The sequence below is a fragment of the Thiothrix fructosivorans genome, from assembly GCF_017349355.1.
GTDB classification, from domain to species: domain Bacteria; phylum Pseudomonadota; class Gammaproteobacteria; order Thiotrichales; family Thiotrichaceae; genus Thiothrix; species Thiothrix fructosivorans.
In genome coordinates, this window is record NZ_JAFMPM010000004.1 from 25,183 (window position 1) to 52,160 (window position 26,978).

General features: G+C 55.0%; 29 protein-coding genes and 1 pseudogene. 12 read left to right on the forward strand and 18 right to left on the reverse strand.

The window, feature by feature from the left end; all coding sequences use genetic code 11:
- The first annotated feature begins 5 nt into the window (after window positions 1–5).
- Window positions 6–740, forward strand: coding sequence for an MBL fold metallo-hydrolase (locus J1836_RS00390; RefSeq protein WP_207249185.1), 735 nt, complete (start codon window positions 6–8; stop codon window positions 738–740).
- 89 nt (window positions 741–829) lie between these two features.
- On the opposite strand, the gene J1836_RS00395 is transcribed toward J1836_RS00390, so the two are convergent.
- The 11 genes from J1836_RS00395 to J1836_RS00445 all read right to left on the reverse strand — a co-directional run bounded on the left by J1836_RS00395 (window position 830) and on the right by J1836_RS00445 (window position 11,566).
- The gene (locus tag J1836_RS00395; protein ID WP_207249186.1) at window positions 830–1,504 is read right to left on the reverse strand and encodes a lytic transglycosylase domain-containing protein; all 675 of its coding nucleotides are present in this window, start codon (window positions 1,502–1,504) and stop codon (window positions 830–832) included.
- A complete protein-coding gene (locus J1836_RS00400) occupies window positions 1,505–1,876 on the reverse strand; it encodes a hypothetical protein (RefSeq protein ID WP_207249187.1) in 372 nt (123 codons plus the stop codon).
- A gap of 13 nt (window positions 1,877–1,889) precedes the next feature.
- Window positions 1,890–3,188 (reverse strand): TraB/TrbI/VirB10 family type IV secretion system protein, encoded by a 1,299-nt coding sequence (locus tag J1836_RS00405; RefSeq protein ID WP_207249188.1) that lies wholly within the window; start codon window positions 3,186–3,188, stop codon window positions 1,890–1,892.
- Between the two features lie 9 nt (window positions 3,189–3,197).
- Window positions 3,198–4,232 (reverse strand): P-type conjugative transfer protein TrbG, encoded by a 1,035-nt coding sequence (gene trbG, locus J1836_RS00410; protein ID WP_207249189.1) that lies wholly within the window; start codon window positions 4,230–4,232, stop codon window positions 3,198–3,200.
- Between the two features lie 54 nt (window positions 4,233–4,286).
- Window positions 4,287–4,979 (reverse strand): conjugal transfer protein TrbF, encoded by a 693-nt coding sequence (gene trbF, locus J1836_RS00415; RefSeq protein ID WP_207249190.1) that lies wholly within the window; start codon window positions 4,977–4,979, stop codon window positions 4,287–4,289.
- Window positions 4,980–5,044: 65 nt separating this feature from the next.
- Window positions 5,045–6,259 carry a P-type conjugative transfer protein TrbL gene (gene trbL / locus J1836_RS00420; RefSeq protein WP_207249191.1) on the reverse strand — a complete coding sequence of 405 codons (1,215 nt, stop codon included), beginning with the start codon at window positions 6,257–6,259 and terminating at the stop codon, window positions 5,045–5,047.
- Window positions 6,260–6,271: 12 nt separating this feature from the next.
- Complete coding sequence (locus J1836_RS00425; RefSeq protein ID WP_207249192.1) at window positions 6,272–7,006, reverse strand: hypothetical protein; 735 nt, start codon at window positions 7,004–7,006, stop codon at window positions 6,272–6,274.
- Entirely contained in the window at window positions 7,003–9,537 is a 2,535-nt protein-coding gene (gene trbE, locus J1836_RS00430; RefSeq protein ID WP_242632656.1) for a conjugal transfer protein TrbE, read from the reverse strand. The genes J1836_RS00425 and trbE overlap by 4 nt, the downstream gene beginning before the upstream one ends.
- Entirely contained in the window at window positions 9,534–9,806 is a 273-nt protein-coding gene (locus tag J1836_RS00435; RefSeq protein ID WP_207249193.1) for a VirB3 family type IV secretion system protein, read from the reverse strand. The genes trbE and J1836_RS00435 overlap by 4 nt, the downstream gene beginning before the upstream one ends.
- Window positions 9,803–10,138 carry a TrbC/VirB2 family type IV secretion system protein gene (locus J1836_RS00440; protein WP_242632657.1) on the reverse strand — a complete coding sequence of 112 codons (336 nt, stop codon included), beginning with the start codon at window positions 10,136–10,138 and terminating at the stop codon, window positions 9,803–9,805. Before J1836_RS00440 ends, J1836_RS00435 begins: the two co-directional genes overlap by 4 nt.
- 375 nt (window positions 10,139–10,513) lie before the next feature.
- A complete protein-coding gene (locus tag J1836_RS00445; RefSeq protein WP_207249194.1) occupies window positions 10,514–11,566 on the reverse strand; it encodes a Fic family protein in 1,053 nt (350 codons plus the stop codon).
- A 461-nt stretch (window positions 11,567–12,027) separates the two neighbouring features.
- Between J1836_RS00445 and J1836_RS00450 the strand changes: the two genes are divergently transcribed.
- Window positions 12,028–12,246, forward strand: a complete 219-nt coding sequence (locus J1836_RS00450; protein WP_207249195.1) for a hypothetical protein — start codon at window positions 12,028–12,030, stop codon at window positions 12,244–12,246.
- On the opposite strand, the pseudogene J1836_RS21875 reads toward J1836_RS00450, so the two are convergent.
- A pseudogene (locus tag J1836_RS21875) lies at window positions 12,229–13,165 on the reverse strand (IS1595 family transposase). The gene J1836_RS00450 and the pseudogene J1836_RS21875 overlap by 18 nt on opposite strands.
- A gap of 148 nt (window positions 13,166–13,313) precedes the next feature.
- On the opposite strand from J1836_RS21875, the gene J1836_RS00460 reads away from it, so the two are divergent.
- From J1836_RS00460 to J1836_RS00490, 7 genes are all read left to right on the forward strand, one after another.
- Window positions 13,314–14,081, forward strand: coding sequence for a LysR substrate-binding domain-containing protein (locus J1836_RS00460; RefSeq protein WP_207249196.1), 768 nt, complete (start codon window positions 13,314–13,316; stop codon window positions 14,079–14,081).
- Between the two features lie 125 nt (window positions 14,082–14,206).
- Window positions 14,207–14,647, forward strand: coding sequence for an EVE domain-containing protein (locus J1836_RS00465; RefSeq protein ID WP_207249236.1), 441 nt, complete (start codon window positions 14,207–14,209; stop codon window positions 14,645–14,647).
- Between the two features lie 71 nt (window positions 14,648–14,718).
- Window positions 14,719–15,144 carry a DUF4442 domain-containing protein gene (locus tag J1836_RS00470; protein ID WP_207249197.1) on the forward strand — a complete coding sequence of 142 codons (426 nt, stop codon included), beginning with the start codon at window positions 14,719–14,721 and terminating at the stop codon, window positions 15,142–15,144.
- A gap of 161 nt (window positions 15,145–15,305) precedes the next feature.
- Window positions 15,306–16,178, forward strand: coding sequence for a branched-chain-amino-acid transaminase (gene ilvE, locus J1836_RS00475; protein ID WP_207249237.1), 873 nt, complete (start codon window positions 15,306–15,308; stop codon window positions 16,176–16,178).
- Between the two features lies 1 nt (window position 16,179).
- A complete protein-coding gene (locus J1836_RS00480) occupies window positions 16,180–16,623 on the forward strand; it encodes a protein tyrosine phosphatase family protein (RefSeq protein ID WP_207249198.1) in 444 nt (147 codons plus the stop codon).
- Entirely contained in the window at window positions 16,620–17,090 is a 471-nt protein-coding gene (locus tag J1836_RS00485; RefSeq protein WP_207249199.1) for a cupin domain-containing protein, read from the forward strand. Before J1836_RS00480 ends, J1836_RS00485 begins: the two co-directional genes overlap by 4 nt.
- Entirely contained in the window at window positions 17,083–17,880 is a 798-nt protein-coding gene (locus tag J1836_RS00490; protein ID WP_207249200.1) for a PhzF family phenazine biosynthesis protein, read from the forward strand. Before J1836_RS00485 ends, J1836_RS00490 begins: the two co-directional genes overlap by 8 nt.
- On the opposite strand, the gene J1836_RS00495 is transcribed toward J1836_RS00490, so the two are convergent.
- Entirely contained in the window at window positions 17,858–18,115 is a 258-nt protein-coding gene (locus tag J1836_RS00495) for a hypothetical protein (RefSeq protein ID WP_207249201.1), read from the reverse strand. The genes J1836_RS00490 and J1836_RS00495 overlap by 23 nt on opposite strands.
- A gap of 221 nt (window positions 18,116–18,336) precedes the next feature.
- The gene (locus J1836_RS00500) at window positions 18,337–18,591 is read right to left on the reverse strand and encodes a hypothetical protein (protein ID WP_207249202.1); all 255 of its coding nucleotides are present in this window, start codon (window positions 18,589–18,591) and stop codon (window positions 18,337–18,339) included.
- Between the two features lie 105 nt (window positions 18,592–18,696).
- On the opposite strand from J1836_RS00500, the gene J1836_RS00505 reads away from it, so the two are divergent.
- Window positions 18,697–19,713, forward strand: coding sequence for a DNA-binding protein (locus J1836_RS00505; RefSeq protein ID WP_207249203.1), 1,017 nt, complete (start codon window positions 18,697–18,699; stop codon window positions 19,711–19,713).
- Between the two features lie 240 nt (window positions 19,714–19,953).
- On the opposite strand, the gene J1836_RS00510 is transcribed toward J1836_RS00505, so the two are convergent.
- Together J1836_RS00510 and J1836_RS00515 are read right to left on the reverse strand one after the other, a co-directional pair.
- On the reverse strand, window positions 19,954–20,403 hold the full coding sequence (locus J1836_RS00510) for a lysozyme inhibitor LprI family protein (RefSeq protein ID WP_207249204.1): 450 nt from the start codon (window positions 20,401–20,403) through the stop codon (window positions 19,954–19,956).
- A 52-nt stretch (window positions 20,404–20,455) separates the two neighbouring features.
- On the reverse strand, window positions 20,456–21,211 hold the full coding sequence (locus J1836_RS00515) for a hypothetical protein (protein WP_207249205.1): 756 nt from the start codon (window positions 21,209–21,211) through the stop codon (window positions 20,456–20,458).
- A 213-nt stretch (window positions 21,212–21,424) separates the two neighbouring features.
- Between J1836_RS00515 and J1836_RS00520 the strand changes: the two genes are divergently transcribed.
- Window positions 21,425–22,642: a 7TMR-DISM family protein gene (locus J1836_RS00520; RefSeq protein ID WP_207249206.1), complete on the forward strand. Its 1,218-nt coding sequence runs from the start codon at window positions 21,425–21,427 to the stop codon at window positions 22,640–22,642.
- Between the two features lie 80 nt (window positions 22,643–22,722).
- On the opposite strand, the gene J1836_RS00525 is transcribed toward J1836_RS00520, so the two are convergent.
- Complete coding sequence (locus J1836_RS00525; RefSeq protein ID WP_207249207.1) at window positions 22,723–25,779, reverse strand: Tn3 family transposase; 3,057 nt, start codon at window positions 25,777–25,779, stop codon at window positions 22,723–22,725.
- Window positions 25,780–25,987: 208 nt separating this feature from the next.
- On the opposite strand from J1836_RS00525, the gene J1836_RS00530 reads away from it, so the two are divergent.
- On the forward strand, window positions 25,988–26,545 hold the full coding sequence (locus J1836_RS00530) for a recombinase family protein (RefSeq protein WP_207249208.1): 558 nt from the start codon (window positions 25,988–25,990) through the stop codon (window positions 26,543–26,545).
- Window positions 26,546–26,640: 95 nt separating this feature from the next.
- On the opposite strand, the gene J1836_RS21715 is transcribed toward J1836_RS00530, so the two are convergent.
- A complete protein-coding gene (locus J1836_RS21715; RefSeq protein WP_207249238.1) occupies window positions 26,641–26,955 on the reverse strand; it encodes a type I restriction endonuclease subunit R, EcoR124 family in 315 nt (104 codons plus the stop codon).
- Window positions 26,956–26,978: the final 23 nt, after the last annotated feature.

The following is a 26,978-nucleotide window of genomic DNA, read 5'->3' on the forward strand; positions in this document are numbered from 1 at the left end:
TCCCCATGTTTTTCTTGCAACGCGCCGCGCCGTCTGACACATCCTCACTTGCCTACCTGTTTGGCTGTGGTGGCAAAGGCCATGCCATTGCGGTAGATGTTCACGCTGAAGACGTGGAGTGGTTTCTGCAACAAGCCGCGCAACAAGCGGTGAAAATTGATTATGTCGTCGACACCCATATCCATGCCGACCACGTATCCGGTGGGCGCGAACTGGCACAACGTTGCGGAGGGGAATATTGTTTGCATGAAAGTTCCACCCCGCAGTTTGCTTTTACCCCGCTCAAAGATGGGCAGGTGCTGACCGTTGGCAATGTCACTGCGACCGTGTTGCACACACCGGGGCATACGGCTGACAGCATTTGCCTACTGGTATCCGATGTACGTCGCAGTGCCGAGCCGTGGTTCTTACTGACTGGGCATACTCTGTTTGTGGGCAGTGCAGGCCGCCCGGATTTGCGGGGTGAAGAAGAGCGCATGGGTGGTTTGCTGCATAATTCGATTTTCAACAAGCTGCTGACGTTACCGGAACACGTCGAGGTTTTCCCCGGTGCGCAAGCGGGTAGCGTGTGTGGTGCAGGCATCTCTGGCAAGCCATCGTCCACCATTGCGTTTGAGAAGCGCTTTAATACGGCGCTAGTGGCAGACAAGGCGGCATTTATTGCGGCGATTTTGGGTAATCTGCCGCCACAGCCAGCAGGTATGGCGGCGATTATCCAGCGCAATAGCAGCCCATTATGAGTCACGCCGATTTGAGGTAGAAACGCAGCACCGCATTACCTATTCCAGTGCTTCCACCTGCCCCTTGATGCAGCGGGCGGATCAAGATGTCAAATTCTCCCATCCCCGAAAAACACTGGCGCAGCATAAGCCGCCGCCTGTAAGTCCTGCATACTGGCCTGCTGCTGACGTTCTTGTCTAGGGAATGGCTCAGTAACGACTGCCCGAGTGGGTTGTGCCGATTCAGGCTGATAATAGAGTGCCGCATGGTTGGGTGATCCTATTGCCGGTTCACCTGCCACACCAGTAGCCCCGGATATGCCCGCCGTCCCGGCTGTTCCCCCCAATTGTTCCATGATTTTCCTGACGTAATCCTGCGTTTCCCGGTAAGGCGGGATCCCGGCATATTTGTCCACTGCCCCTTCCCCGGCATTGTAACCAGCCAGAGCCAATGGCCAGCTCTGGTAGCGGTTGTACAGCCATGCCAGATAAGTTGTCCCACCCCAGATGTTTTCTGCCGGGTCAAAAGCATTGTATACCCCGAAACGGGCTGCCGTGCCGGGCATAAGCTGCATCAGCCCTTGTGCACCTTTGGGTGAGACAGCACCGGGGTTACGGGCGGATTCTTGCTGGATGACGGCACGGATGACGGATACGGGCACACCCGTCTGTTGTGCTGCTGCCTGCACGATACCGTCCAGATGCTGTTCGGCCTGCACGGACAGGCAGCAGGCCAGTACCAGCCATAGCAGACCAATTTGCCGGATCAATCGCTGTACCCGCATTTAGCCGTGGTGTCCTGTTTGCCAGTGATGCCCTTCCTGACCATGTTCGTGCCTTGCTTCTGCCAGCATCACCGGCTGGTTTCCTGCCTCTGCGGGTGTTAGCTGGTTGCCATTGTCAGGTGTACCGGGGTGGCTATCGCCCTGCCCGTCTTGGGGCTGGTGTTTGCGGTGTTTCTTCAGCCAGCTACGGAAATCCCGGTCTTTTTTCAGGGCATCATCCAGCAGTTGTTCTACCACCATGTCCAGTTGTAGCCAGGGATAAGTTTCCTTGGCGCAGGTCAGGTAAAGCTCCAGCTCCTGAAAAACGTTTTCGTTGATGTCTACCCGCAGCTTTTTCTTTTCCGGGGTTGGGGTGAATTTCATGCTGACCATGCGTGTCTCCTTGTCATTGGGTAAATGAGTAAACGGCATCCAGTGCCGGGTCTGCTGTCTGGGTGTAGGGCTTCAGCACCATGTCCTTATGCACCAGAATATTGACGGGGAAACCTTGACGAATTTCGAGGGTTGGTTGGATGTCGAGGTTTTTGCGGGTGATGCGTTGCCCGGTGCGGTTGATCTCGGAGCCGACATTGCTGTAGAAACGCCCTTCAAAATCCCCATTGTCATACTGTGACTGGGCCGTGCCTGCGAGCAGTGATGACAGCAGCACGCCACCCGCCAGCTTGCCCCAGTGGTTGTCTGTTTGGTCAGTGAAACCGGATTGCCCACTGGTATCCACACCGGGCATCCCTTCTAGGGCGATGGAGGAGCCATCCGGGAAAATCATCCGGTTCCACACCACCCTTACCCGTTCCTGCCCGTAATTGATGCTGTTTTCGTATTGGCCGAGAATGCGTGTCCCTTGTGGGATCAGCAGGTAACGTCCGCTGACCGTATCAAACACCTGTTCACTGACCTGGGCGATGATCATCCCCGGCAATTGTGAGTTAATGCCGGTGATCAGGACTGCCGGGATCAGTGTCCCGGCCTTGACCTCATATGGGCTACGCGGTGCTTGTAACGTACCTTGCAGGTAGGCTTTGTCCTGCCCGAATGCGGTTTGTGGTGGGGCTACCCCATCCCTTTGCATGGCGTAGGCTGTATCTGCTTGCCCATCCGCTACCCCAAGATCAGGTAAGCCATGATTGCCCGCCGCACCGCCGCTGGCTGGCAGTGCGGCACTTTGCCCGCTTGTCTGGCTGCCCTCAAAAAACAGGTTGGCCGTGAGTGCCTTGTTGTGTGCTTCCCTTGCCAGTTGTTCACGCCGTAGCCGTTCCAGTTCTTCCGGTGAAGGCTGTTTGGGTGCAGGTGCTGGAGTAAAAGCCGGTGTGACTGGTTTTTGCAGCATCAGGCCGCCAGCATCCCCCGGCAAAGGTTTTCCCAGCACGGGTATGTCGGGTTTGGGCGGTTCCGGGTAGTCCAATTGTCCGTAATCATTGGCGGCCCCGCGTAACGCATCCGGCATAAATTGCTTGATGGCGTTTGAGTCAATGCGTGTTTGCTGATTATCAGCAGTACTCACCGTTTTGGGCTTCAAGGCGAAATAAATCGTAGCAACCAACAGCAAGCCAACACCTGCCACCAATAGGATGATGGGGCCTTTTTTCAACTGGCGTGCGCGTGACCTTTCCAACGATAGGCGTGGGTCATCAGGGTTGAGTTTGCCATCGGAGGCTTGTCCGCCGTGGTATTGCGTATTTGTCATACTCTGTTCCTACCCTACCCTGGAAATCCTGACCACATCGGCGGCATCACTACCTACCCGCAATTCTGCGGTAGCGAACAGCCGGTCGACAATGTAATGCCCATTCCTGACTCGGTAGTTGACCATTTGTGCCTGCCCATTCCGCGCCGTCACAAACAGTGCTGGGGCTTCACCTTGCTGAAATCCGACCGGGAAGCGGATAAAGACACGCCGCCCGTCATCAAATACCCGTGTGGGCGTCCAACGGGGGCTGCCTTGGCGTGATTCCACCCGATAGGCAAAGTTGAGGTTGTCGAGGTCAACGCTGGAGGGAGTTGGTTGCCGTAAGGTTTGCGCCCTGAGCCTGTCCAATGATGCCCGCTGAACCCGTTGTGGGTAATGCCAACTGACCGCTGCCATATAGGTTTCTTTGTGGCTGGTCAGTTCCAGCATGTAAGTACGGCGGTTGGTGTTAATGACCAGCGTGGTGGCAAGACCCGATGCTACTGGCTTGATCAGCACATGCTGCTGTGGCAGGCCATCCTCCACCGACTGGTTGACCCCCAGCACCCAGCGCACGGTGTCGCCAGCCGCTGGTTTGCCAATGATCGCCTCCCCCGGTTCAAGCTGGATGTCGGTCAGGCGCAAGGGGGCAGTATGGATCTGGTACAAAGCCCCGCTGGTGTAGCCATAGTTCATGATGGCATTGGTATAGCTGGCCTCATCTGGGGATTGACGCGCACTTTGGTTAGCATACTCAATGGCTTGCAGGGGGCCGCTGGTGTGTTTGGCCTTGCGCTTTGCCTTGGGTTTGGTGACGGGTTCCGGTGGTGGTTCTGGTGTCCAGCCGGTGGTAGCAGGCTCGTGGGTATACGTGGTTTGCTCCGGTTCGGCTGCTGCTGCCATTGCCGCCTGCATTTCCGGCAAAGGCAGGCCGTTGCCATAGCGGAAACTCCCCGAACGGGAAAACTCCCTGTTGCTGGATGACGGCTGGGTATCCAGCATGGCACATCCGTGCATCAGGGCGGAGGCGGTAACGATCAGGGTCAGCTTTGTTGTATCCATAAAGTGTCTGCTTCCAAACTGGAAAATCAAAGGGGTGACTGGCGATGAGGCAACCTACTCCGCCTGTGTCCAGCTAAACGAATCAATGTACATCCCGATGGGGTTCACCTTGAGTTGCGTATCGGTTGTCGGCTCCTGAAAGGTCAGGTTGAATATACCCTTCCATTTGTGTGTGCCATTATTGCCGCCACGGGTATTCCAATAGGTTTCCTCCCATTCCGCACTCCAAGTGTTGTCAGAAATCGGGATCAGGGTCAGGTTGTTCAGGGTGATGCGTTCTTCTTTCATACGGTCGGTCGGCACGTACTTGCGGGCGTAATCACTCAGCATGTTGGCGGCAGCCGGTGTCACCAGCGCATAGGCATCTTCCCACTGGTGCTTGACCACGATGGGGTCAGCCGGAAGGGAACGCACCGCTTCAATGAAGCGGGTCAGATGGTATTTGCGTGAGGCTTCGTTGACCTTGTATTGCACCCCAGAGGTTCCAGCTTCCCCTTCGTAGGTAGCGTGTCCCAGCTTGTCCACCTCGATCACATGGATGGCTTTCTTGGGCAAGGTGCCGAGATATACCATCCCCAGCATGGATAGCATTAGCAAACCCAGCAGGAAAAACGACAGGTAGCGCCAGTTCAGTGCCTGCATCCGCGCACTGCCATAGCGGTCATCCCATTCCATCCGGGCTTTCAGGTAGCGGTCGGTTTCCTGCTTCTCCCGCTCAAGGTCATGCTGCAAGTTGTGTGTAGTCATGGTGTTCCCTGTTTCAAAGTGTGTCCCATCATCCTGGCTTTAAATACCTTCTTTTCCTGCCAGCCCTACAGGCTGGCTTGCATCCCGCCGCTGGGGTGCGCCTCATGCGGGACACGGTGTCCTGCGCTCAGCAATTTACCCGCCCAGCCCGGACGGGTGGAGTTACCCGCCGCCAGCGGTGCGCCCGTCATGGCGCTGTAACTTTCCGCTTTGCCCTGTTGCCAAGCACCCCGTGTTCCTTGAGTCATGCGTTGGATGCTACTTCTGACCAAACTCTCCCTGGCTCCTGCCACACCACCCAGTACTTTTTGCCCGGTACTACCGTGGGTAAAGGCGCTGCCACGCTGGTAGCCTGCGGTGGCATTCCCGGCAAGGCGGGTAGTCGCTCCAGCCGCCGCACGGGTAGCGCCCAGTGCTGTGCCGATGGCAGCACTTCCCGCCGTCGTGCCAGCCAGCGTATTTTGGGTGGCAGTGCCTGCTGACAGGGAGGGTGATCCCGATACCAGCCCGGCAGCCACGCCGGGGGCATTCCAGGCCAGCAGGGCGATGGCCCAGGCAATCACCATCACCGAGAAGATTTCATTCCACTCCACATTCCCGTCCACCACGGTGAAGGTCAGCGAACCCGTCAAGGTCGGTTCTGTTACGGAGAGGATGAAAGCCAGTACCATCAGGCGCACCCCGTAGTTCACCACCCCGCCAAGGGTTTTCTCAGCGATGAACTTGGTGTGCTTGTTGATGCCAAACGGTAGCAGGATGGCTGACAGCCCCATGAACAGGTAGAACTCCAGTACGGTCAGGAAGACCTGGATGGCAACCACGGCAAAGGCAATCAGGATGATGAAAGCCGAGATCCACAGGATGATCACCTGCCCGACCTGATCCCAGTCATCCATACTGTCAATCATGGTCATGATGGGGGTGATGGCATTGACCCCGGCAGTGAATATCCGGCTGGGGTCAAGGATGATGGCATGACCGCCAGCCGCACCCCCTGCCCCGCTAATCCCGGCATCCACCATTGAGTAAACGAACACCGGAGCTAGTGCGGCGAAGTTCGTTACCAACCATAACCAGAACATCATGAACAACAGTTTCTTGATGACATCCATGGTTTGGGCATTGCCACCCAATGCCCACCACAGGGCTACCAGCACTAGCTCAATACCTGCCAGTACCCACAGCAAAGCTTGCCCCCCGTTTGCCCAGATCAGCCCATAGGCTGCACTGAATACGGTAAGGAAATGGTTAAGCGAGTTGGTCAGGATCGCGGTATCCATGCAGCACCCCGGTTACGGCAAGTGGGTCAGCGGGGCAGTGTCATACTCTGCCTTGCCGAGGTTTTGCAGCATTTTGGTCTTGCGGGCGCGAGCCGCTTCACGGGATTTCTCCTGCTGGGCGGCTTGGGTCGCCTGCAAGCGCCCATTGGCTGCCAGCAATTGCAGTGAGTCATTCATCTGTTGTGCCAGTACCCCCATGCTCTGGTTCATAAGCTGGAGCTGGCGAACTTCCCCGTCAGCCGTCTGGCTTTCGGCCAGTAGGGCATTGACGTTGGTGACGTTGAGGGCGGCCCGTTGCACGATACCCTGCGCGGTCATGGCCTCAAGGGTGGCGTTGTCGATTTCGGTACTCCACTCATCCAGCTTGCTGCCAAAGTTGCTGAAGTCGTAGTTATCCCAACTGGCTTGATCCGGGAACAACCCATTGAACTCATTCTGGATATTCCCGACCGATTGGGAAACCTGCGTCAGCGTCCCCAGCGTATTCTGCATCTCCTGCAATTGCCCGTTGAGGCCGCCTGCCACACTGGCGTACTGGCTGCCACCGATGGTTTGCAGGGTCTGTGCCATCTGGTTGATCTGCTGGATCTGATTCTGGATCTGGGTGACGGCATGGGTCACTTGCAACAGGCTTTGGGTCAGGTTGCTGTAATCAATCACCGGCATGGCTGCCCTGCCTTGGGTGTTGACCAATACCAGCAGCACTACTGCCAGCATCAGCGCCTTCAGGTTGAACGTCCTGTTCATGCAGCTTTCCTCCGTGGTGGTTCGAGCAGCTCCACTGCCCAGTCCAGATGGTTGTACTTAAGGATGGCGGCAGCCCAGCGGCTGGCGGGCAACTTCTTTTCGATGGTATCGAGGAACACTTGCTGTTTGGGGTTGGAGAACCCGGCAAATGCCAGGGCAACCGGCCCCATATCGAGGGTAAACAAGCGCCTGCCCTTGATGCTGCGGTAGTAGTAATCCCGTTTCTGTTGGGCATTGGCAATAATGTGCAGTTCGGCATCGGTCAGGCCGAAGGTTTTGTAGTACTTCGCCACCTCTGGCACGGTGGCTTCCGCGTCAGGCAGGAAAATCCGGGTCGGGCAGGCGCTGATAATGGTGGGGCTGATGCTGGATTCGGCTGCATCCGCCGGTTCCTGGGTGGCAAACACCACATACACATTGCGTTTGCGCAGGGTTTTTAACCAGCTTTGCAGGCGGCTGGCAAAAATACCGTGGCGCAGGAACAGCCAGCACTCATCCAGCACCAGCAGGGTTGGGCGGCCGTCAAAGCGTTTTTCGATACGGTGGAACAGGTACGACAAGGTGGGGATGACAACTTGTTCCCCCATCTCCATCACATGGGCCATCTCAAACATCAGCCAGAAGCTGCTTTTGAGTTCGTCCTGGTCAGCATCAAAGAGCTGCCCGTAGGCTCCTGCCAAGGTGTACAAGTGCAGGGCATCGCGAATATCGGCATTCTGACAGAGTGCGTGCAAGCCAGTCAGGGTACGTTGTTGGGGTGGTGCATCTGCCAGTGAACGTAACGCGCCTTCCACTTCTTGGGTAATGGCTGGGGTCAGGCGCAGGTTCTGGAGTTCCAGCATGTCGCACACATAACGCAATGCCCAGTTGCGTTCCCCGTCCCGGTCAATCTGTGCCAGCGGCTGGAAGGCCACGGCAGCGTCCTCATTGCCTGGTTCATAATAGCGTCCACCGGCTGCCATGGTGGCGGCGCGTGCCGAACGGTCTTTATCGAAAATGATCACTTGGGCATTCGGATACTTCAGCCATTGCAGTTCCAGCATCGCCAGCAAGGTGGACTTACCGGAGCCGGTCGGGCCGATGATGATGGTATGCCCCACATCGCCAACATTGAGGTTCAAGCGGAACGGGGTCGAGCCAGTGGTGCTGCACACCATGTGCGGGTTGCCTTCACCGCAGGCCGCCAGCAGGTGTGGGTTGGACACATCCCCAGCCCAGATCGAGGACACCGGCATCATGTGGGCAAGGTTGATGGTGTTGACCAGCGGGCGGCGCACATTGGCACGGATTTCACCCGGCAGGCTGCCTTTCCATGCCTCAAACGCATACATGCGTTCATCCTTGACCACAAAGCCGCTGGCATTGAGGATTTTCTTCACCTCATGCAGCTTGTTCATGGCTTGTGGCAGGTTCTTGTCCCACACCGTCACGGTGGTGGTGTATTGCCCGTAGGCCACCAGATCCATCCCCAGTTCCTGGGATGCGGCATCGGCATCATCAGCCTTGTTCTGGGCATCGGTGTTCAACAGGCGGCTGGGTTCACCCGCAGCGGTTTCCTTGAGCATGATCCAGATGTTTTTTACCTTGCCTGTCCAGTAGCGGCGCTGGCGCAGGATGGTGGACATCGCCTCGCCCTTGTCGAGGCAGATAAAGCGGTTGACCCAGCGGTATTCGATATTCAGGTAATTGAGCTTGTCGAGGACGCCGGGTGTGGTGGTGTGCGGGAAGCCCGTCACTGACAGGGTGGGCATGTAGTAATCGCCAACCATCGCCACTTCCCCCGCCATGAACGGCTGGTCAGGGATATAGGCATCCAGGTACATGGGCAGGTCAGGGGCGGCTACCGGATGGGCCTGGGCTGAAAGGGTGGAATGCAGGTAAGACAGCAGTTGCCCGTCATCCAGTACCCCGACACTGGGGAACACCGTGTCGAGGATGGTGGTGATTTCGGTGGTGGCACGGATGAAATAATCCAGATCCCGCGCAAACCCATCTTCCAGTTTGGCGTTCTTGGGGTTTTCGTAGAACAGGTCTACCAGCTTCTTTTCCAGCGGTTGGGGACGTTCCCACACGAAACTCAGGTAGTAGGATGACTCGAAATGTTCTGCCTTTTCCTCAAAGTTGCCCTGACGTTCGCGGTCAACCAGCCAGGCAACCGCCACCGGCCAGCGTGATTGCGGGTAAACGTCCTGCTGGAAGCGTTGGGCTTCAATGAAGTATGTCCAGCCAGTGCCGAGGCGCTTGAGGGCATTGTTGACCTTGGCGGTCACCACCATCATTTCCTCATCGGAGGAGGCTGCCAAATCCGGGCCACGGAAGGCAATGGTGCGCAACAGGGTGCGGTTCTTGTTGAGGATAATGCCGGGGGCTACCAGCGCACCCCATTGCAGGTGGTCGGATAGTGCCTCACGTCGCTCAAGTTTGCGTTCACTCATGCCTTGGCGGGCAACGGTGAATAGGCCAAACCCCAACAGCAGGAAGAAGGTCAGCAGGATGGCAACCAGCAAATAATCACTGTGCAGGAAGGTCATGGCAGCTTGTCCTTGGTGTGGCGCAGGCCAGCACGGACAACTGCCATGAAATGCGGGTCAAACCGGGTCAGGCGAGCAAGCCCCCAATGTCCCAGCATGGCTACCGGAAGGATCCATAACTGGTGCATCCCAATGGTCAGGGCAGCCACGATTGTCCAGTAAATGAACCCTACCGTGCGAGGCAGGCCAGCCACCAAGACCGGCTCCACCAGTGACAGGTGGACAGGGGCTTCATAGCCTTCGGGGTGGTTGGCCTGCCGTTGGCTCATACGCTTGCACCACCGCCAAAGCCGAGGAAGGTCAAACCCCAGGTGGTTGCGGCAAACGCAATGGACAGGCCGAATACGACCCAGAGGGCTTTACGCATGATGCCACCACCTTCGGAGAAGGCCAAACCAAGGCCGACGAACACAATGGCTATCGTACCGAGTACCTGTGCTACAGGCCCAGTCAGGGAAGCCAGCAGGTTCTGGAGCGGGGTTTCCCACGGCAAACCGCCGCCACCGCCACCGGCTGCGGATGCATCAGCACCCGCCAGCATCAACAAGGCAAATAACAGGGGGGATTTTAGGCGGGACAAATGACGGGCATAGTGCGGCACTGCTTTAGTCTCCTTGTGCAGGTTAATCAAGGTTTGTGTGGTGTGGGCGATTCCTATGAGGGATGGATGCCCTGCGACCGTCTGCCCTTTATCCGGGAAAACAGATGGACGGCAGGAGATTAACCTTATTTTTTGAATGATGTGAGTGCAAACCCGATGAACTGATAACAGTTGTTTATGAACGGAAAGTTACAGCAATTTCGTTGTTGTCGATGTGTTCAGGAAGGACGATTTTCAGGTTATTGCGTTGGGCCACTTATAACCTAGGATGTGCTGAAGGACTGTTTCGTAGTTATCGGCCACTTTGGCTGGAAATGGCTAATATCAGCCAGTTATTCGCCAGTGATTCCCTAGTTGCACCACTGGCGTGACAAATCATGCTTCACTTTTCCGGGTGTACCAGGTTCCGCGTCCTTGCCCATGCCGCTGGATATGCCCGTCTTCCAGCAGTTGGGTAATACGCAGTTTCAGGGTGGCGCGTGGGGTATGGGTCAGTTCTTCTGCCTGTTTCATGGTGATGCGCCCGTTGTCCTTGAGGTATTCCAGGATTTTGACGCTATCGGCAGGCAGGCTTTCCCAGCCCCGGTTATCCGCCATCTTCGCCGCCAGATGGTCTTTCTGGGCTTTCAGGGAACGCAGGAAGAATGATAGCCATGGCAACCAGTCGGGGGCTTCCTTGTCGAGTGTACCTTGGGTGCGGCGCAGGGCGAGGTAATAGCTGTCTTTGTTGCGCTCGATGATGCTTTCCAGCGAGGTGTAAGGCACATAGCTATACCCGGCTTTCTGCAGCAACAGGGTTGCCAGCACCCGCGACAGTCTACCATTGCCGTCTTGGAATGGGTGGATGGCGAGGAACACCACGTTGAACATGCCAATGGTCAGCAGCGGGTGTTGGCTGCGGTCTTCCAGTGTGGTGCGTGTCCAGTCCACCAGTGCCTGCATTTCCCGTGGGGTGTCAAACGGAGTGGCTGTCCTGAAAATCACCCCAAGGCTGTTGCCCGATGCGTCGAAGGCTTCCACATGGTTGTTCAGGGTCTTGTATTGCCCCCGGTGGCGTGTGTCCTTGTCGCTATGGCGTAGCAACATGGCGTGGAATTGTTTCAGGTAGTTCTCGGTCAGGGGAATGTCGTCATGGCTTTGGAAAACGGTTTCCATCGCTTGTGCGTAGCCTGCCACCTCCTGTTCATCACGGGTCTGGAGCGATTGCTTGCCGATATTCCCCAGCAGCTTTTCCACCTCAGCATCGCTCAGCTTTGCCCCTTCGATCCGGGTGGATGAGCCAATGCTTTCCACGGTTGCCACCCGGCGCAGGGCTTCTAGGCGTTCCGGGGTCATGCCGTGGATGGCTTTCCAGCCGCCCCGGAACTCGTCGATCTCGGCAATCAGCTTGAGCATTTCCGGGGTGATGTGCAGGGAGTGGGTTTTCATGAATAGCCAAAAAAGTGAAAAGCGTTAGCCAATAATAGCCGCAATTAGCCAATAAGCAAACATTCCGTATCTGTAGGAAGCTACGTGCATCCCCTGCGGGATGGGCTGTTACGGGTTCCGCTTCGCTGCATCCCTACGGGACTTTTGCCCTCCTCATCCCTGATGCCTTTCAAAACCACCGTTCGTTCCTCACGCAGGTTTTTCCGCGCTCTGCTTGGCTTGCGGGTAGCCAGACCCGTGCCTGGACTGGCTGCGGGTTGGTGCTTTTGGGGCACTGCCCCCCGCTGCTTCCATGACAGGCTGCGTGGACGGAGAGGTATCCCCAATCTTCCGCGCTGCGCTTGTGCAGACCGGGTGATCCCCCTCCCCTCCGTCCATCATGGATGCCGCTACCCCCGTTCTCGCCGAAGGCATAGCCGCCAGGCGGCAGTGACCTGATTTTTTTAAGGAGGACGGAAGACATGAAAGCAGCAATGGAAGGACGACCACAAATCCCGGTTTTTGATACACCGGCTTACAAATTACTGGGCAGGGGATCACAAGCCTTGTCTGATGCTGAATTGCTTAGCCTGTTCATGGGGGAGAACGTGGAGTTGGCACGCACCACGTTACTGTTTAACTTCCAGTCATTACGGGAGTGGCTCAATATGTGTTTCAGGGTCTTATCGCAGCAGCAGTGAAAGCAAGGAATGTAGGGCTGCTTGCCCCCGTTTCCTGAGGTTGTGCAAATACTCAAAGAGCGCAAGGTAACACGGCAGCTTTTCTTGTGAGATGCCCCGATGTGGGCGTAACCATGAGCGCAACAGTGACCAAAAACCTTCCATCGTGTTGACGTGAACTTCATGGAAACCGTCACCATCTTCATCACGGGCATATTCGCCTGCACCATGATTGACGGTTTTGTGGGCATAACCCCATGCCTCCAACCGGCTGTAAATGTTGTACTCATCGGTGTACACCAGTGTGCTTGCCGTCACCGTTTCCAAAATCAGCGGCTTGATCGTCACTTGTTTCACATTCGCCAGCATACGGATCATGACTTCCCCCGAACGCTGGATCATGCCGAAGATGGGTGGTTTGTCCTTTTCCAGTGTCCCACGTCCCGGCGCACCTTTCAGGGCGCGGCGGCGGCCTTCACGCCCTGCATCCGCTACAGCTTCGGGATTTCCCTTGTGTCCGGCTTTGACGTAGAGTTCATCAAACTCAACATTCCCAGACAGGCTTACTGGCGTTTTTTTTCTCGACACCACGCCGTAACTGTTCCGTCATCGCCTGAATATCATCCTTGTTCAACCCCAATTCGCGGGCGATTTGTTGGTTGGACAGATTCAACGACATCAGGTACAGGCACAACACCCACACCTTCAGCGGCTGGTGGTGACCTTCAAACACCGTCCCCGTCAGATCATCAAAACGCTTTTGGCAATCCTTACACTGGTAACGTTGGCGTTCCTGCTGGGTGTCATTCTTGCCTCGACGGATTGTTTCCTGTGAACCGCAGTGCGGACAAATCACCCCATTAGGCCAACGCAGGGAACGGACTTGCTCGAAACAGGCGGCATCACTGGTCAGGCTGGAAATACTGATGAGCGAGGTCATGAAGCCTCTCCTTGGTTATCGGAAATGGCTAACTTTACCGCTGTCCGTGACGTTTGCAATGCCAAGAAAGACAAGACCCTGAAACACATATTGAGCCACCTTTGTTACCGTAGTCGAGTCCGGTGGTTTTATCCGTGCAGCGCAGCACTTGTATAAAACACAATCCACCGTTAGCCAGCAAATCCGCAAGCTGGAAACAGAGCTTGATGCCAACCTGTTCGCCACTTCGGGAAGGCGACGGTTACTGACACCTGCCGGGGAACAGTTCCTCGGCTATGCCAAACGTTGGCTGGCATTACAGGATGAAGCCTTGTTTGCACTAGCAAAAAACAGCCTTGCCGCCGAAATCCGTCTGGGTGTTAGCCATAGCTTAAGCGAAGGTGTACTCCCGGAATTATTGGCGCAATTCTCCCGCGCTTACCCGCACGTCAATCTGGTGGTGGAAACAGGATATGGTAATGAGTTGATCCAGCACTATGACAGTGGCGATTACGATCTCATTCTGACCCTAGAGCGTGAACCGCTGGCGGGCAAGGTGATTGGAACTGCCGCGATGGTCTGGATCGGCAAGGCGGGGAGTGAATGGTCTGGTCTGCACCCCCTGCGGCTGGCGGGGTATCAGGGGGCTTGCGAGTTTCGGCAAGCCGCCACCCACGCTCTAGATCAGGCAGGCATACCCTGGCAGATTGTTTATAGCACCAACAGCTTGGCGGCATTGATGGCGGCGGTACGGGCAGGACTGGCAGTAACGGTGCGTGCCGATTGCGCTGTTTCTGCCGGATTGGCAATCCTTGCTCCACCGCCAAGTGTTCCTGAATTGCCCACCATTAGCGTAGTGTTGCGCAATCGTACCTTGAGCGAAGCCAGTGAATGGCTGGCAAAGGCTTTGCAAAAGACTGGATTACAAGCAGCGTGACCTGCTGTGCTATAGCTGCCCTACTGTTTTTTGTGCGAGAAAAATCCATGCCTGAGTCATGCTGCCACAGCGTTGTCAGTAGCCATTCTGTACAGTGGGCGATTTTGAACTGGAGTTTGATTAATATGCGTTACTGGATTGGTGTTGCTTCAAAAGATCATGTGAGCCGTGGTGTGGACGGTGGTTTCTGCCAGCTTTGCCACGGTAAAGCTCAGCCATTGAAACGAATGGCAAGCGGTGACTGGATCATTTACTACTCACCCAAAGAACGGTTTGAGGATACACTTCTCTGTCAGGCATTTACAGCGATTGGCGAAGTGGCCGGGGACGCAGTATATCCATTTGAAATGTTCCCCGGATTTGTGCCATTCCGCCGGGACATCCGTTTCCTGCCTGCACAGGCTGCCGCCATCCGCCCTTTGTTGGAGCAGTTATCCTTCATCCGCGACAAAAAACATTGGGGATATGCCTTTCGTTTCGGGCATCTGGAAATTACCGAAGCGGATTTCAGGCTGATTGCTGAGCGAATGCTGGGTTATGATCCTGTCGTTAGCGGCAGGGGATGAAGTCGGTGGAAGTACCAGATGATTTGTCGGTCTTACTGTCGCCAGAACTGACTAACTGAAAGAGGAAAACGATGGACATCACCCAAATCCCCTTCAACCATCTCATCGGCTTGCAAGCGGCAGCCCCGGAAAGCGGCTTTTTGCTCAGTCTGCCAGCAGGCACGCAATACACCAACCATCTCGGCACGGTGCATGGTAGCGCGTTACTGGCATTGGCAGAGGCAGGTTCTGGCGCGTTTCTCATGCAGCAGTTTGGTGACGGGGCAGGTTTCATTCCGGTGGTACGCAAGCTGGAAGCCAGATTCCGCAAACCAGCCTCCGGTCAGGTATTTGCCCGCAGCCTGACGCAAGCAGAAGACGTTCAGCGGTGGAAAACCGAACTGGCATCCCGTGGGCGATTGTCCGCAGGGATCTTCATGGAAGTAGTTGATTCCAAGGAAGTCGTCGTGCTGTCAGCAACTGTTGAGTGGTTTGTCACAACCAAGGCAGAGGCATAATAGAGTTCAGGGTGTACATCGTCATTTTCCGCGCCAGCATCCGCGAACTGGATGATCACTTCACAAACTGTACCGCTTAAATAAACATAATCTGAATCTGTATTGCTATCTTGGCAAGCCGTAAGCTGATCATCCGCAATAACAAGGATTCGGGGAATCGTATGTTTGACCAAGCCCGCTGCTGGATCGACGGCAGTATCCTGTCCGCTTCGGAGGCAAAAGTTTCCGTGTTCGACCACGGCTTTCTGTATGGTGATGGAGTATTTGAAGGCGTGCGTTTCTACAATGGCAAGGCATTCCGCTTGCCGTTGCACCTGAAACGTTTGCAGCGTTCAGCGCAGGCGTTACAACTGGCAATTCCACTGTCAGCCGATGAATTGGTACAAGCGGTGGCGGAACTCATTGCCGCTTCGCCCCTGACCGACGGCTATTTGCGGATTATTGTCACACGCGGGATTGGGGTTCTGGGTATCAATCCCATCACTTGCAAACAGCCGAGTGTCATCATCATTGCCGACCAGTTGCACATGGTGAGTGATGCGCAACGGGCGCAAGGAGTACGGGCAATCATCGCTTCGACGCGCCGTTTGACACCGGATCGTCTGGATTCGCGTATCAAAAGCCTCAACTACCTCAACGCGATTCTGGCGCGAATGGAAGCCAACTACGCCGGGGTAGAAGAAGCCATTCTGCTCAATGACAGGGGCTGCGTGGCAGAAGGTACGGCAGACAATCTGTTCATCGTCAGCGATGGTGTGTTGCTGACCCCGCCCGCCACCGAAGGCGCATTGGCAGGCATCACTCGCCAAACCGTGCTGGAACTGGCGGTGGCGAACGGTATCCCGGCGCGGGAAGCCATTCTCACGCCTTACGATCTCTACAATGCCGATGAATGTTTCCTCACCGGCACAGGCGCGAAACTGATTCCTGTGCGCGAAATCGACGGTAGGAAAATTGCGCAATGCCCCGGAATGCGCTATCAACAACTGGCGCAGGCATTTTCCATCCTGATCCAGCACGAAACCGGAGGCTGACATGAGTACCATCCTGAACTACCACTACATCAACGAACGGCTTGCCAGTTCTGGTCAGCCGTTGGTGGAGGAAATCCAGTCAATTGCCGAAGATGGGTATGAGGCTGTCATCAATCTGGCGATGCCGTATTCGCCAAATGTGCTGGAGGATGAAGGTTTTCGCGTCATCAGTTTGGAGCTGGATTATTACCACATTCCCGTGTCATGGGAGGAGCCGACGCTGGCACACCTGCAACGTTTCTGCGCCCTGATGCAAATGCTGGAGGGGAGCAAGGTGTGGGTGCATTGTGCGCTGAATTACCGTGCTTCTGCATTTTTGTACCAGTATTACCGGCTGGTATTGGGAATGCCGGAAGAGCAGGCGCAAGCCGTGATGCTGCCGGAATGGGAGCCGGATGAGGTCTGGCGGGCATTTTTGCAAATTAACAGTCTGGAGGGAATATGAAAAACAGTGCTATCAACGCCACTGACATCCTGCTGCGCATCAAGCCATCCATTTACCCGGAGCCCTTCGCCTCACGTATGGCTGGACGGGAAAAACGCCAACTTGGCGACTTTTTCGGGCTGAATAATTTTGGTGTCAACCTGACCCGGCTGGCTCCCGGTGCGATTTCTGCCTTGCGCCATGCGCACACGAAACAGGATGAGTTTGTTTATATCCTGCAAGGCTGCCCGACCATGCACACCAACGAAGGCGCAACCCAGCTCGAACCCGGCATGTGCGCAGGCTTTCCGGCAGGTGCTGGTAATGCTGCCAATCTGAGCAACGACACGGATAGCGAGGTGCTGTATCTCGAAATCGGCGACCGCACGCCGGGAGATGAAGCAAGCTACCCGGATGATGATCTACAGGCAATGCTGGTTGATGGGCAATGGTCATTCACCCACAAGGATGGTACGCCCTATGAATAGTCAGCCGTTATTTCAAGTCGATGTCTTCACCAGTCAGCCGTTTTCCGGCAATCCGGCAGCCGTGTGTCTGTTGGATAAGGCAGCCGATGCGCATTGGATGCAAGCGGTCGGTGCAGAAATGAACCTGAGCGAAACGGTGTTCGTGTGGCGCGAGGCCGACGGTTTCGGCTTGCGCTGGTTTACCCCCACGGTCGAAGTCGATTTGTGTGGACATGCCACGCTTGCTACTGCCCACATTCTTTGGCAGGAAGGCTGGTTAGCAAATGACGCAACCGCCCGTTTTTATACCCGCAGTGGGGTGCTGACGGCGCAACTCATCGGTAAACGGATTGTGCTGGATTTCCCCGCGACACCTTCAATAGCGGTACAAGCGCCCACCGGGCTACTGGCTGCATTGGGTGTGATGGATGCTGCGGTATTTTACAACAATACCGACTATCTGGTACTGCTGGGGAGTGAAGCCGAAGTGCGACGGATGCGGGTGGATTTTGTTGCCCTGAAAGCCTGCCAAGTCACGCGGGGTATTATCGTGACGGCTGCGACGAATGGCACGGAATACGATTTCGTGTCACGCTTTTTCGCCCCTGCTGCTGGCATCGACGAAAACCCGGTAACAGGCTCGGCACATTGCACGCTTGCCCCTTTTTGGGCGGAGCGGTTGGGCAAAACCAGTATGCAGGCGTATCAATCATCGGCGCGAGGTGGCGAGGTGTTGGTCGAGTGGCGAGGTGAGCGAGTATTGCTGGCGGGTTCAGCCGTGACAGTGTTCAAGGGGGAGTTGTATGTTTGATGTCAGGTGTTTGCATGGCTTTAACGCGGGCATGGAATAATTTGCGTCGTCCAGCCTCTTGGATAATAGTGATGTTGCAGGTAAAACCGCTCGCAATATTAGCTAATACATCCGTGACCTGATTCGCAAAGACCAGGAACAAAAGTAGCTTGCCATTGGCGAACTGCGTAATGTGCTTGACCGTGCAGAAGCCAGTGGCATTAGCCGCATGAGCATGAGTGAAATCCTCAGCCAAGCACGGACAAAGGCAGGGCTATGAGTCTTCACCTGAGCAAGGACGCTGAACAGGATATTGCAGGTAGGCTTTCCAAAAACAGGGGAGCCGGTTTTGCACACTCTTCAAGCGCAAATCTATCCACAGAATCTGTGGATAACACCGTGTATAGACGACGGTTTAACCGGAAACTACCTTAATAAAACAGTAATATAGCTCATAATGACCAAGAATTAAGCAAATCAACAAGCACCCAGCACGATACCATCAGCTTCCACCAGCCTATAACGGTGGTTTGCCCGCCGCTTGCCAACCACTTCCAATTGCGCCTTCCCTTGCCCGAAACCCTCCAGCAATTCGGTCTTTGTGCCACCCAGTTTCGTATCCAGTGAACCCCAATCCCTGATCATTACCCAATGCCCCAGCAAATCCTTATACACGGATGCCCGGTAATAACGCCGCTTTTCAGAATGTACCCAGAGTCTGCTTGTATACATAGCTTCATGGTTGTAGCTGTTTTATTAAGTAAGTATGTTAAGTTTGTTTGTTATGTAAGTAAAGTTAATATATAATGCTTGGCAGACAAATCAGGAGTGATCCACATGAAGCAAGCCACCTACACTAACGAACAGATCATCGAAGCAGGAATGCAATTGCTGGCAGATAAAAAACGGGTCACACCTTTTGCCATCCGCAACATTCTGGGAGGTGGCAATCCGGCTCGAATCAAAACCATCTGGGAAGAAAGCCAGCAAAATGCCCTAGAGGGGCAGGTGGTATCCCACCGGGTGGAATTGCCGACTGAATTTGCCGATGCACTGGATGCCACCAAAGGCAGCTTGGATGAGCTGGCCAAACGCATGTATGGCAGGGCACAGGAAATTGCCGAGTCCCGTGTACGTGAAAGCATTTCAGCCGCCCGCAAGGCCAAGGAAACCGCTGAGGTCGAAGTGGCAGAAGCGATGGACACCGTTGAACAACTGGACAGCGAAAATGCCCGCTTACAGGAAGCAGTGGAACAACTTCAGGCAGAACTCAAACGGGTCAGTGCCGATAATTCCCGCTTGCAGGAACGGTTGACAACCATGACCGACAAGGCCGAGAAAGCCACTTTGGAGGCCAAAGATGAAAAAGCCCGTAATCGCGAACTGGAAAAACAGCTAACCGTCAACGAAACCCAAACCCGGATACTGGAAGGGCAGGTGAGGGAACACCAAACCACCATCAGCACCTTGCAGGACAAGCTGGAGGCCGCCAGCCAGACGCACCAACAGCTTGAGCTGGAAAACACCACCCTGAAAGCCGACCTGAGAAACGCCGAAAGCACCCAACAGGCACTGAATGGGCAACTCACCGCCGCCCAACAACAGCAAGACAGCTTGAGAACCGCACGGGATCAGGCAAGGGCAGGGCAACAGGAAGTCCAGCAACAGCTTGCTATCCTCCAAACCCGGCTGGAGGATGCCGCCAGCAGGGAAGGGGAGCTGAAACAACGGCTGGAACAAAGCCAGCAGGCTGAAGAACAGGCCAAGGCAACCGCAGCGGAACTGAAAGGCAGGCTGGCAGCCCTGACCCCCGACGGCACGGCGGAAAATAAACACGCACCCGGTGCGGCTTAACCCGGCTACCCTGCCAACCGGGGCAGGGTAGCCGCGCTCCGGGATACCCAAAAGGCTTGAAGCAGTCGGGTTGTAAGCGACAAATGAGCCGGTCACAAAGCGGAAACGGTGCAACTGCGGGTCGTCAACCGCCTTGCGGTGCTGATTGCAAGCATTTACATTTAGTGACAGATAAAAAAGCGGCGGAACAGCTCAACACTGCCCGCCGAATATTGCTAATAGCGACTCATGAAAAGGTATTTAGTTGCCCATCTTCACACCCAAGCCGTCGTCAATGTATTTCTGCAAGCGTGCGGTGCGGGTATCGGTCAATTCCTTCAATACGCCGCTACGCAACATACCTTCCATGCTGCCCCAGCAGTTACCGCCGTCACAGGCAAACTGTGCTTCGACTTCGGCATCGCGGAAAGCGACCCAAGCTTTTTGGGCTTTTTTCAGTTGGGCAGGTATCTTTTCTTCATGCTTGTGTATGGACATCAATGCTTGCCACGTATCATTCAGCTTTTTGTCTGACGCAGCGTAATCATCCGCTGCACATTGGCTCAATTCGGCTTGGTTGCCATTCGGGTTGCACTTGAAGGCGGGTTCTGCCGTGCCAGCGCTCGCTGCGTTTTCTATTGCACCAGCGGTTGCCGCAGTCACAGAGAACAGCAGCAGGGTTGCGCCGATAACGGTGTTTAGGGTTCTCATTGGGGTATTCCTCGTGTGTGTGAGTTTACTGGACAGATTCGACCCACTACCTTTAGTAGACGGTGATATTCAATCCATACGGTTTCTTTTCAGCCACACCCTTTATTTGAGAAATGTGGATCTCATAAGTTTTTTTCTCTGTTTTGAATTGGAAAGTATCCCTAACATCACCAATGCCGGGAATGGTTATCGCCGTATTTTTAATATCGTCGCTATTACCAATCAACTCAGCAGTCATTGTCTGATTAGCACCTGTTTTAACAGTGTAGCAGTCAGTCTTGCCTTCAGCGGTTGTTCCCTCAACCACGGCTGCTAACTCTCCTTTTTTAAACTGCACTGCTTTGCAGCCTTTTGTTACTGCTGCAACGGGGCTAGAGGGGATGCGTTTAAATTTCAAGGTGTTACCCGTGCCACCAATGATACTGAGTTCCAGATGCTCGGCATCGTTGTTGACAATGGCGTAATAGGTGGCATCAGACTGACCCTTCACCAGCAAGCAGGACTTAACTGCTGCGTCAAAAGACTTACAATGTGCCTGATATTCAAAGGTTTGGTCAGGCATGGCTTCGCCACTATGGCTTTCCAGAAACTGCTTGCCCTTGATGGTCAGTTTATAAGTGGCATCTTGTTCAGACTGCCAATGCCCGGTCAGTTTACTGGTAACATCCGCCGAACTTTTGGCTGATTCTGGGGAGAAATACGCACCCACGGGCTTGTTGGGGTCAGCACTTGCCGCGTAAGCAGCAACATTGCCCAGCGTAACGGCAGCCAACAAAAAAGACGCGAGAAGTGTCGGGTAGGTTTTCAAAATTCAATTCCTTATGTATCTGGTAAATGGCTAGCAATTGTACAGTCGCATTGCTAGGTGGCAATCACCCGAATGACCCATTAACTACAACTAAAGTCGTAGTTTGCGGGGCTTTTTATGCCGCCTATCCCTAAAAAAATCGGCAATCTGTCATCTTGGGTGGCATAAACTTGTGCTAGATTAGCCAAGGCATAACGATACGGGGTGACTGGCTTGCGGGTATTTGTCTGGTGGTGGTGTTTCCTGTTGGGTGGCCTTGCCCTGCCCGTGGTGGCTGACACCGCATCCCCAGTGATGCTGACATCACACAGCAGCAGCATATTGGCAGCCAAATCCAGCGCCTATCTGGAAGACCCCTGCCGCTGCCTAACACTGCAACAAATCCTTTCCCCCACCAATACTGCCCGTTTTATCCCCAACACCAACGACCGTCTGAACTTCGGGCGCACCCGTTCCGCGTGGTGGGTACATTTTTCCGTGATCAACCAGACTGGCGAAAAGTGGTATCTGCGGCTGGATGCGCTACTGGGCGATGAGTTTGGCTTGTACCTATTTCCCTCCGCTAGCCCACAAGTGGGGAATGCCACGACTACTGCCCGCTACGCCAAACCGTTGGACGATTATCGGCGCAGGGCATGGTTGCTGGATTTGTCCAAGGGTGAAACCTTCGATGTTTATATGCGTGCCACCAACGGTGATGCCATCCTCCAGCTTCCCATCGAATTTTTGTCCACCAGCGCGATGCTGGAACGCAGCGATGCTGAACACCTGCGGCTGGGTAGCCTGTATGTCGCCATGTTCATGCTGGCGGTGTACCAACTGCTGATGTTTTTCAACTTGCGCGAAACCAGCTACCTTGTCTTCGCATTCAATATCCTGATGGTGATGGCGACCATCCACCGCACCAACCCCGTCTTTGCCAGCCTCGCCTTTTTGGGCAATACCCATTCCTATTTCTTTACCACCCCCGCATTACTGGGCGATGCATCACTGCTGTGGTTCAGCCGCATTTTGCTGGACATTAAGCAGCATCTCCCCCGGCTGGACAGGCTCTATCAGGCACTGGCGTGGTTTTCCCTTGCCCTCATCGGTGTTATTGGAGGCATTCCGGGGGGAACTGTCCTGATTGTGTGGATTACCGCCGTAGTATTTTTTTTGAACTTAGGTGTCGGAGCGGTGTTGACGCAGCGGGGCAACAAGATTGCCACGTATTTTTTCCTCAGCTATCTCGCTGCCCTCTTGTTGCAGATGGGGAATGGGTGGGCGCTCGCCTTCAATAACAACCGCTGGGACACTTCCCACGACCTGAGCATTGCCGTGGCGAATTTGATCCTGATGTTCTTGGTGTCATGGATTCAGATGTTGCGCGTCAGTGGCTTGCGGGAACGGATACAACATAGCGAAGCCGAACACAAGGTCAAGGATGGGTGAACTTGCATAAACGACACCAAAGTCCCATAGGATTTTGCGCAAACCCATAGCCAGTAAGGTGTAGCGCCCACTTCCCATTTTCAGCCCTGCCAGCCACCCGGTTTTTTGGGGACTGCCAAACCCACCGAATCGACCATGCGTTCATCCGAGAAATCGAATTCCCCATGCAGGTTAAAATGCTTCCACGTCAGGGCAGACCCGTGGCGGATGGCGTCGAGCAGTTCTGCCTTCCGGGTTTCATCCTTTCCGGTAGCCAGCTCCCGTGACAGGTAAAGGTAGTTCCAGCATACCGCCGCGTTCTTGATCAGGCGGCGGCAACCCTCAGCAACCTCTTGGTCTTCCTTCTCGCCTTGGGTGAATGCCGGGTTGTTCCCGAAGGAGACGGCCTTGGAAAATTTGTTGGAACTTTCCCCCTTATTGAGCTGCTTCTCGATGGCTTGCCGGTATTGGCAATCGTCGTAGTATTTCAGGATGAAACGGCTTTTTATGATTTTCCCAAACTCCTTCAACGCTTGGTACAACGGGTGCTGGTTGGAGTAGGAGTTCAGGCGTTTGAAGAGCTGGGAAGCGGTCGTCACTTTCAAGCGGATGGTGGCGACAAAGCGCAGGATTTCATCCCACTGCGCTTCGATGAGGTGGGTGCGGATAGTGTGGTCTGGCAGCAGGACGTGGCCTTGGTCTTCATAATGCTTGCGGGGTTTGAAGGCATAGAGGTGCTGTTTCCCAAGCCCTTTGATCCGGGGCGCGAACTCAGGCCCCAGCAGGTACGTGACCGCAAAGATAACTTCCGAATACCCGTGTGTGTCGGTCGAATGGATGTCACTTTTGACCACATCATTGTGCATCAGCCCGTCGATCACATAGGCGGCCTCACGTTCGGAGGCGCTGATCACCATGGAATGCCACATCAGGTGGCGCATGTCGATGAAGGTTGCCACGCTGACCCCCTTGTCTTTCCCCAAATACTTGAACGAGTAGTTGGCGTTCAGGGAATCCACCGCTACCCCGAATTTTTGACCGTCGCTGGAGGTATGCAGGACACCGGGGCTGCTGCGGTAGATGTCCGGCAAGCCCAGCCGGTCAGTCAACTGTAGGATGCGGTCGTTCGCGGCCTGCACGTTTTGGAGCGAGAAATACCAGTTGACGGTGTTGTCCAGCTCACCCCCGTCGATCTGCTGGGAAATCTGTGCCAGCTTGTGGTGGCCAATGTCACAGCCGTAGCCGATGATACCGGCAAACAGGGTTTTCTTGGCAGGCCGGGTGCGCTGGTGCTTAACCTGCCAATGCACGAACTCATCAAGGAACCCGCTGGCATGGCTTACCGTCGCCAGCATCTCAAGCATCGGGATGTATTTGCGTTCCGGGAAAAACTCCCCCAATGAGCGGGATTCGACTTCCCCCAGTTTGGGGGTGCTGACATGGATGCTGCCATTGGCACGTACTGTCAGGTACGGGTTGTTGCCTGATTTGAAGTTCTGGTTGGTTTGCTGGTAACGCCCATCCAGCTCTTGCCCCAGTGCTGCCAAGGTGGCACTGCAATCGGCGAAGCGGTCGAGCTGGGCGCGGTGCAGGTATTCGGCGCGGTTCGCCACCCAGTCGGCTTTGGGGATCAGGTATTCACCGAGGGAGCGGTATTTCTCCGAGTGGATGAGGTTTAATGCCCCGGACTTGATGGCTTGGGCGACCCCGACAAACAACAATGCCTTGTACAGCGAAATGCGGAACTTGCCGTCCGGGCCGGTCAGTGCGGCGCATTGTTCCGTGGACAGGAAGCCAGTGGGCGCACCCTTGTCAGGGTTGCCGTCACTTTTCTGGTAATGCCGCAGTGCTTCCCACAACGCCGGTTTGTTGCAGTCTGGCGCAAACTGTATCTGCCGCACGATGTCGGCGGCGCGGTGTTGCAGCTTGAGGGAATGGGCTTCCAGCCGGGTGAGGTAGTCTTGGCCTTGCTGGAGTTCCGCCACCTCTTGCTTGAACCCGTCGATGTGCCTGTCGACCTGTGCAGGTGTGGCATCTTCCGTATCCAGTGCCGCACTGATCAGGGCAAGCTTCTGGTTGTCGCCCAATTGCCCGTCCGCCACGATTTGCCGGATGGCATCCAGCGCCCCGTGGACATTCTGGCGTAGCTGCTCAACAAGGGTGGCAAGGGATTGGCGGTGTTGCTCCCGCGCCTTGAAGTAGGTTTCCTTTTGGTCTTTCAATGCCGCATTAGTTGCTGCCTGCACCACACCCAGCAGCGTGTCGGTCAGGGTGTCATTGAGCTTGAAGGTCTGGTACGCGATGAAGGCGATCAGGTGCAGGTAACAGTCATTATCGGAACGCTGCATGACTTGGGAAATCCGTGCCTTGATGATGGTGTAGGCATAGTGGCGGGTATACCCGTAACCCAAGCCCAAGCGTTCCACTACCGGCTTAAGGTCAAGGTAAAGTGCCTGCAAGGTATCCATGTCAGCCAGATTGGCCTTGATTTTTGACGGCTGGGTGGACTGGTTGGCTTTCTTCAGCAACGTGAGGTGGTAGCGCCAACCATCCCCACCGCCATTATCCGGCCCCTTCTCCAGCAGGGCATCGAGTTGGTCACGCTGGGTTTTGTTGAGATGGTCGTTGACGGTTTTTAGGAGCAGCGCGTGGTGACGGTCGATGGCGGCGACCGTCAGGTCAGCCAGTACGTTGTAGCTGGGGAGCGCAACCTTCTCGCGGGTAAGCATTTGGATGCCTTCCAACAGCACCAGTTTGGGTCGGGACTGGACACGCACCAATGCCGCCATTTCGTTGGTGATGGCGGTTTTTGCCGTACCATCGAAGGGGCGGTAGCCGAAGTGTGCCAAGATTAGCCGTTGATGGCGGGCATACGTTTCCTTGCCGTAAGCACCAATGGAAACCACTGCCGGGTTCACACCCATCTGGCTTGCGACATACGCAATATCCGTCTGACGGAATTGCCGGGCAAAGAACTTGTGCCGTGCCCTGAAATACCCAACCACCACCAAGAAACAGACTTTGTTAGTGGGTGTCCGCAGGCTCAATAACGGTTCTTCCAGTGCCAATGACAAGGAGAAAAACCGTTTGCGTTCCGCGCTGTTGAACACGGGGGGTGATTCAAATGCCTCCTCTTCCAAACGGTTGAAGATTCTCATTCTTGCCATAGGGCGGACTCTCAAAAGGGGAAGTGGATAGGCGCATGGTTCTTGGAAACGAAGGTTTTTGAGAAGGTCGCCCAGACCCACCGCATGGTACGTAAAACCAAGGCATTGGGGTTCTCAAAAACAATTCTTGAAATGCTATTCTCAATAGGTGAAGCTATCAACCAGTTTCAAGAACCTATCCATCCAGAGGGGATGAGCCATGCTGATCGGTTATGCCCGCGTTTCCACCCAAGACCAAAACCTTGGCCTACAAATTGCGGCACTGGAAGCTGCCGGTTGCCAGAAAATCTTTGATGACAAGATCAGCGGCAGCCGGGCAGAACGTCCCGGACTGGACAAGATGCTGGAGATGCTACGTGAGGGGGATACCTTGGTGGTGTGGAAGCTCGACCGGCTGGGGCGCAGCGTCAAGCAACTGGTCGATATGGTCGGAGGTTTGCACAAGAAGGGTATCCAGTTTAAAAGCCTCACGGATGCCATCGACACTGGCACGCCATCAGGGCGTTTCTTTTTCCATGTCATGGCCAGTCTTTCCCAGATGGAACGTGAGCTGGCGGTGGAACGCACCCGTGCTGGGTTGGCGGCAGCACGCCAGCTTGGGCGTAAAGGGGGACGTAAACGCAAGATGACCGCCAGCAAGGTTGAGTCGGCGAAAAAGCTGCTGGCTGGGGGGACACCGCCCAAAGATGTTGCCAAAAACCTTGGGGTATCTGTTCCCACGCTGTATCGCTGGGTTCCAGCTTCGGAAACCCCTTAACTGGCTTTATGTTCCGTTTTCTGAAGTAGCCAATTAGATAGTCATCCCCGAAATCCTATGGGACTTTAGTGACGTTTGTTTAAGTTCACCCAACATCAAGACAGTTGCTCCACAAACGTTTCAATAAACGCAGTGATTTTGTCTTTAACCCGTGCAATCACGCCCTTGCGCTCCAAGATTTTCGGCTTGAAGGTCAAGGCTTCGACAATTTCCTCTTCACGCGGCAAGCGGTTGGCGAATACGTAAGTTTTGAGTATCTGTTCAAGCGCATCCGGTGCAACGTTTTCTTCGGCACACAAAGCGTCAAAGGCTTGTTGCTTGCGGGTATCCCAATACGCAGCAAACGCGCTATCCAGGTCGTCGGTAGGCTTGAGGGTTAGCAGATTCTCGTCAATGAAGGCTTCGATCAGTTAGCGCTTGCTACGGAGTTGCA

Coding starts and splice junctions, on each gene's coding strand:
- J1836_RS00390 (WP_207249185.1), top strand. CDS start 6: ATGTTTTTCTTGCAACGCGCCGCGCCGTCTGACACATCCTCACTTGCC.
- J1836_RS00395 (WP_207249186.1), bottom strand. CDS start 1,504: ATGCGGGTACAGCGATTGATCCGGCAAATTGGTCTGCTATGGCTGGTA.
- J1836_RS00400 (WP_207249187.1), bottom strand. CDS start 1,876: ATGGTCAGCATGAAATTCACCCCAACCCCGGAAAAGAAAAAGCTGCGG.
- J1836_RS00405 (WP_207249188.1), bottom strand. CDS start 3,188: ATGACAAATACGCAATACCACGGCGGACAAGCCTCCGATGGCAAACTC.
- trbG (WP_207249189.1), bottom strand. CDS start 4,232: ATGGATACAACAAAGCTGACCCTGATCGTTACCGCCTCCGCCCTGATG.
- trbF (WP_207249190.1), bottom strand. CDS start 4,979: ATGACTACACACAACTTGCAGCATGACCTTGAGCGGGAGAAGCAGGAA.
- trbL (WP_207249191.1), bottom strand. CDS start 6,259: ATGGATACCGCGATCCTGACCAACTCGCTTAACCATTTCCTTACCGTA.
- J1836_RS00425 (WP_207249192.1), bottom strand. CDS start 7,006: ATGAACAGGACGTTCAACCTGAAGGCGCTGATGCTGGCAGTAGTGCTG.
- trbE (WP_242632656.1), bottom strand. CDS start 9,537: ATGACCTTCCTGCACAGTGATTATTTGCTGGTTGCCATCCTGCTGACC.
- J1836_RS00435 (WP_207249193.1), bottom strand. CDS start 9,806: ATGAGCCAACGGCAGGCCAACCACCCCGAAGGCTATGAAGCCCCTGTC.
- J1836_RS00445 (WP_207249194.1), bottom strand. CDS start 11,566: ATGAAAACCCACTCCCTGCACATCACCCCGGAAATGCTCAAGCTGATT.
- J1836_RS00450 (WP_207249195.1), top strand. CDS start 12,028: ATGAAAGCAGCAATGGAAGGACGACCACAAATCCCGGTTTTTGATACA.
- J1836_RS00465 (WP_207249236.1), top strand. CDS start 14,207: ATGCGTTACTGGATTGGTGTTGCTTCAAAAGATCATGTGAGCCGTGGT.
- J1836_RS00470 (WP_207249197.1), top strand. CDS start 14,719: ATGGACATCACCCAAATCCCCTTCAACCATCTCATCGGCTTGCAAGCG.
- ilvE (WP_207249237.1), top strand. CDS start 15,306: ATGTTTGACCAAGCCCGCTGCTGGATCGACGGCAGTATCCTGTCCGCT.
- J1836_RS00480 (WP_207249198.1), top strand. CDS start 16,180: ATGAGTACCATCCTGAACTACCACTACATCAACGAACGGCTTGCCAGT.
- J1836_RS00485 (WP_207249199.1), top strand. CDS start 16,620: ATGAAAAACAGTGCTATCAACGCCACTGACATCCTGCTGCGCATCAAG.
- J1836_RS00490 (WP_207249200.1), top strand. CDS start 17,083: ATGAATAGTCAGCCGTTATTTCAAGTCGATGTCTTCACCAGTCAGCCG.
- J1836_RS00500 (WP_207249202.1), bottom strand. CDS start 18,591: ATGTATACAAGCAGACTCTGGGTACATTCTGAAAAGCGGCGTTATTAC.
- J1836_RS00505 (WP_207249203.1), top strand. CDS start 18,697: ATGAAGCAAGCCACCTACACTAACGAACAGATCATCGAAGCAGGAATG.
- J1836_RS00510 (WP_207249204.1), bottom strand. CDS start 20,403: ATGAGAACCCTAAACACCGTTATCGGCGCAACCCTGCTGCTGTTCTCT.
- J1836_RS00525 (WP_207249207.1), bottom strand. CDS start 25,779: ATGAGAATCTTCAACCGTTTGGAAGAGGAGGCATTTGAATCACCCCCC.
- J1836_RS00530 (WP_207249208.1), top strand. CDS start 25,988: ATGCTGATCGGTTATGCCCGCGTTTCCACCCAAGACCAAAACCTTGGC.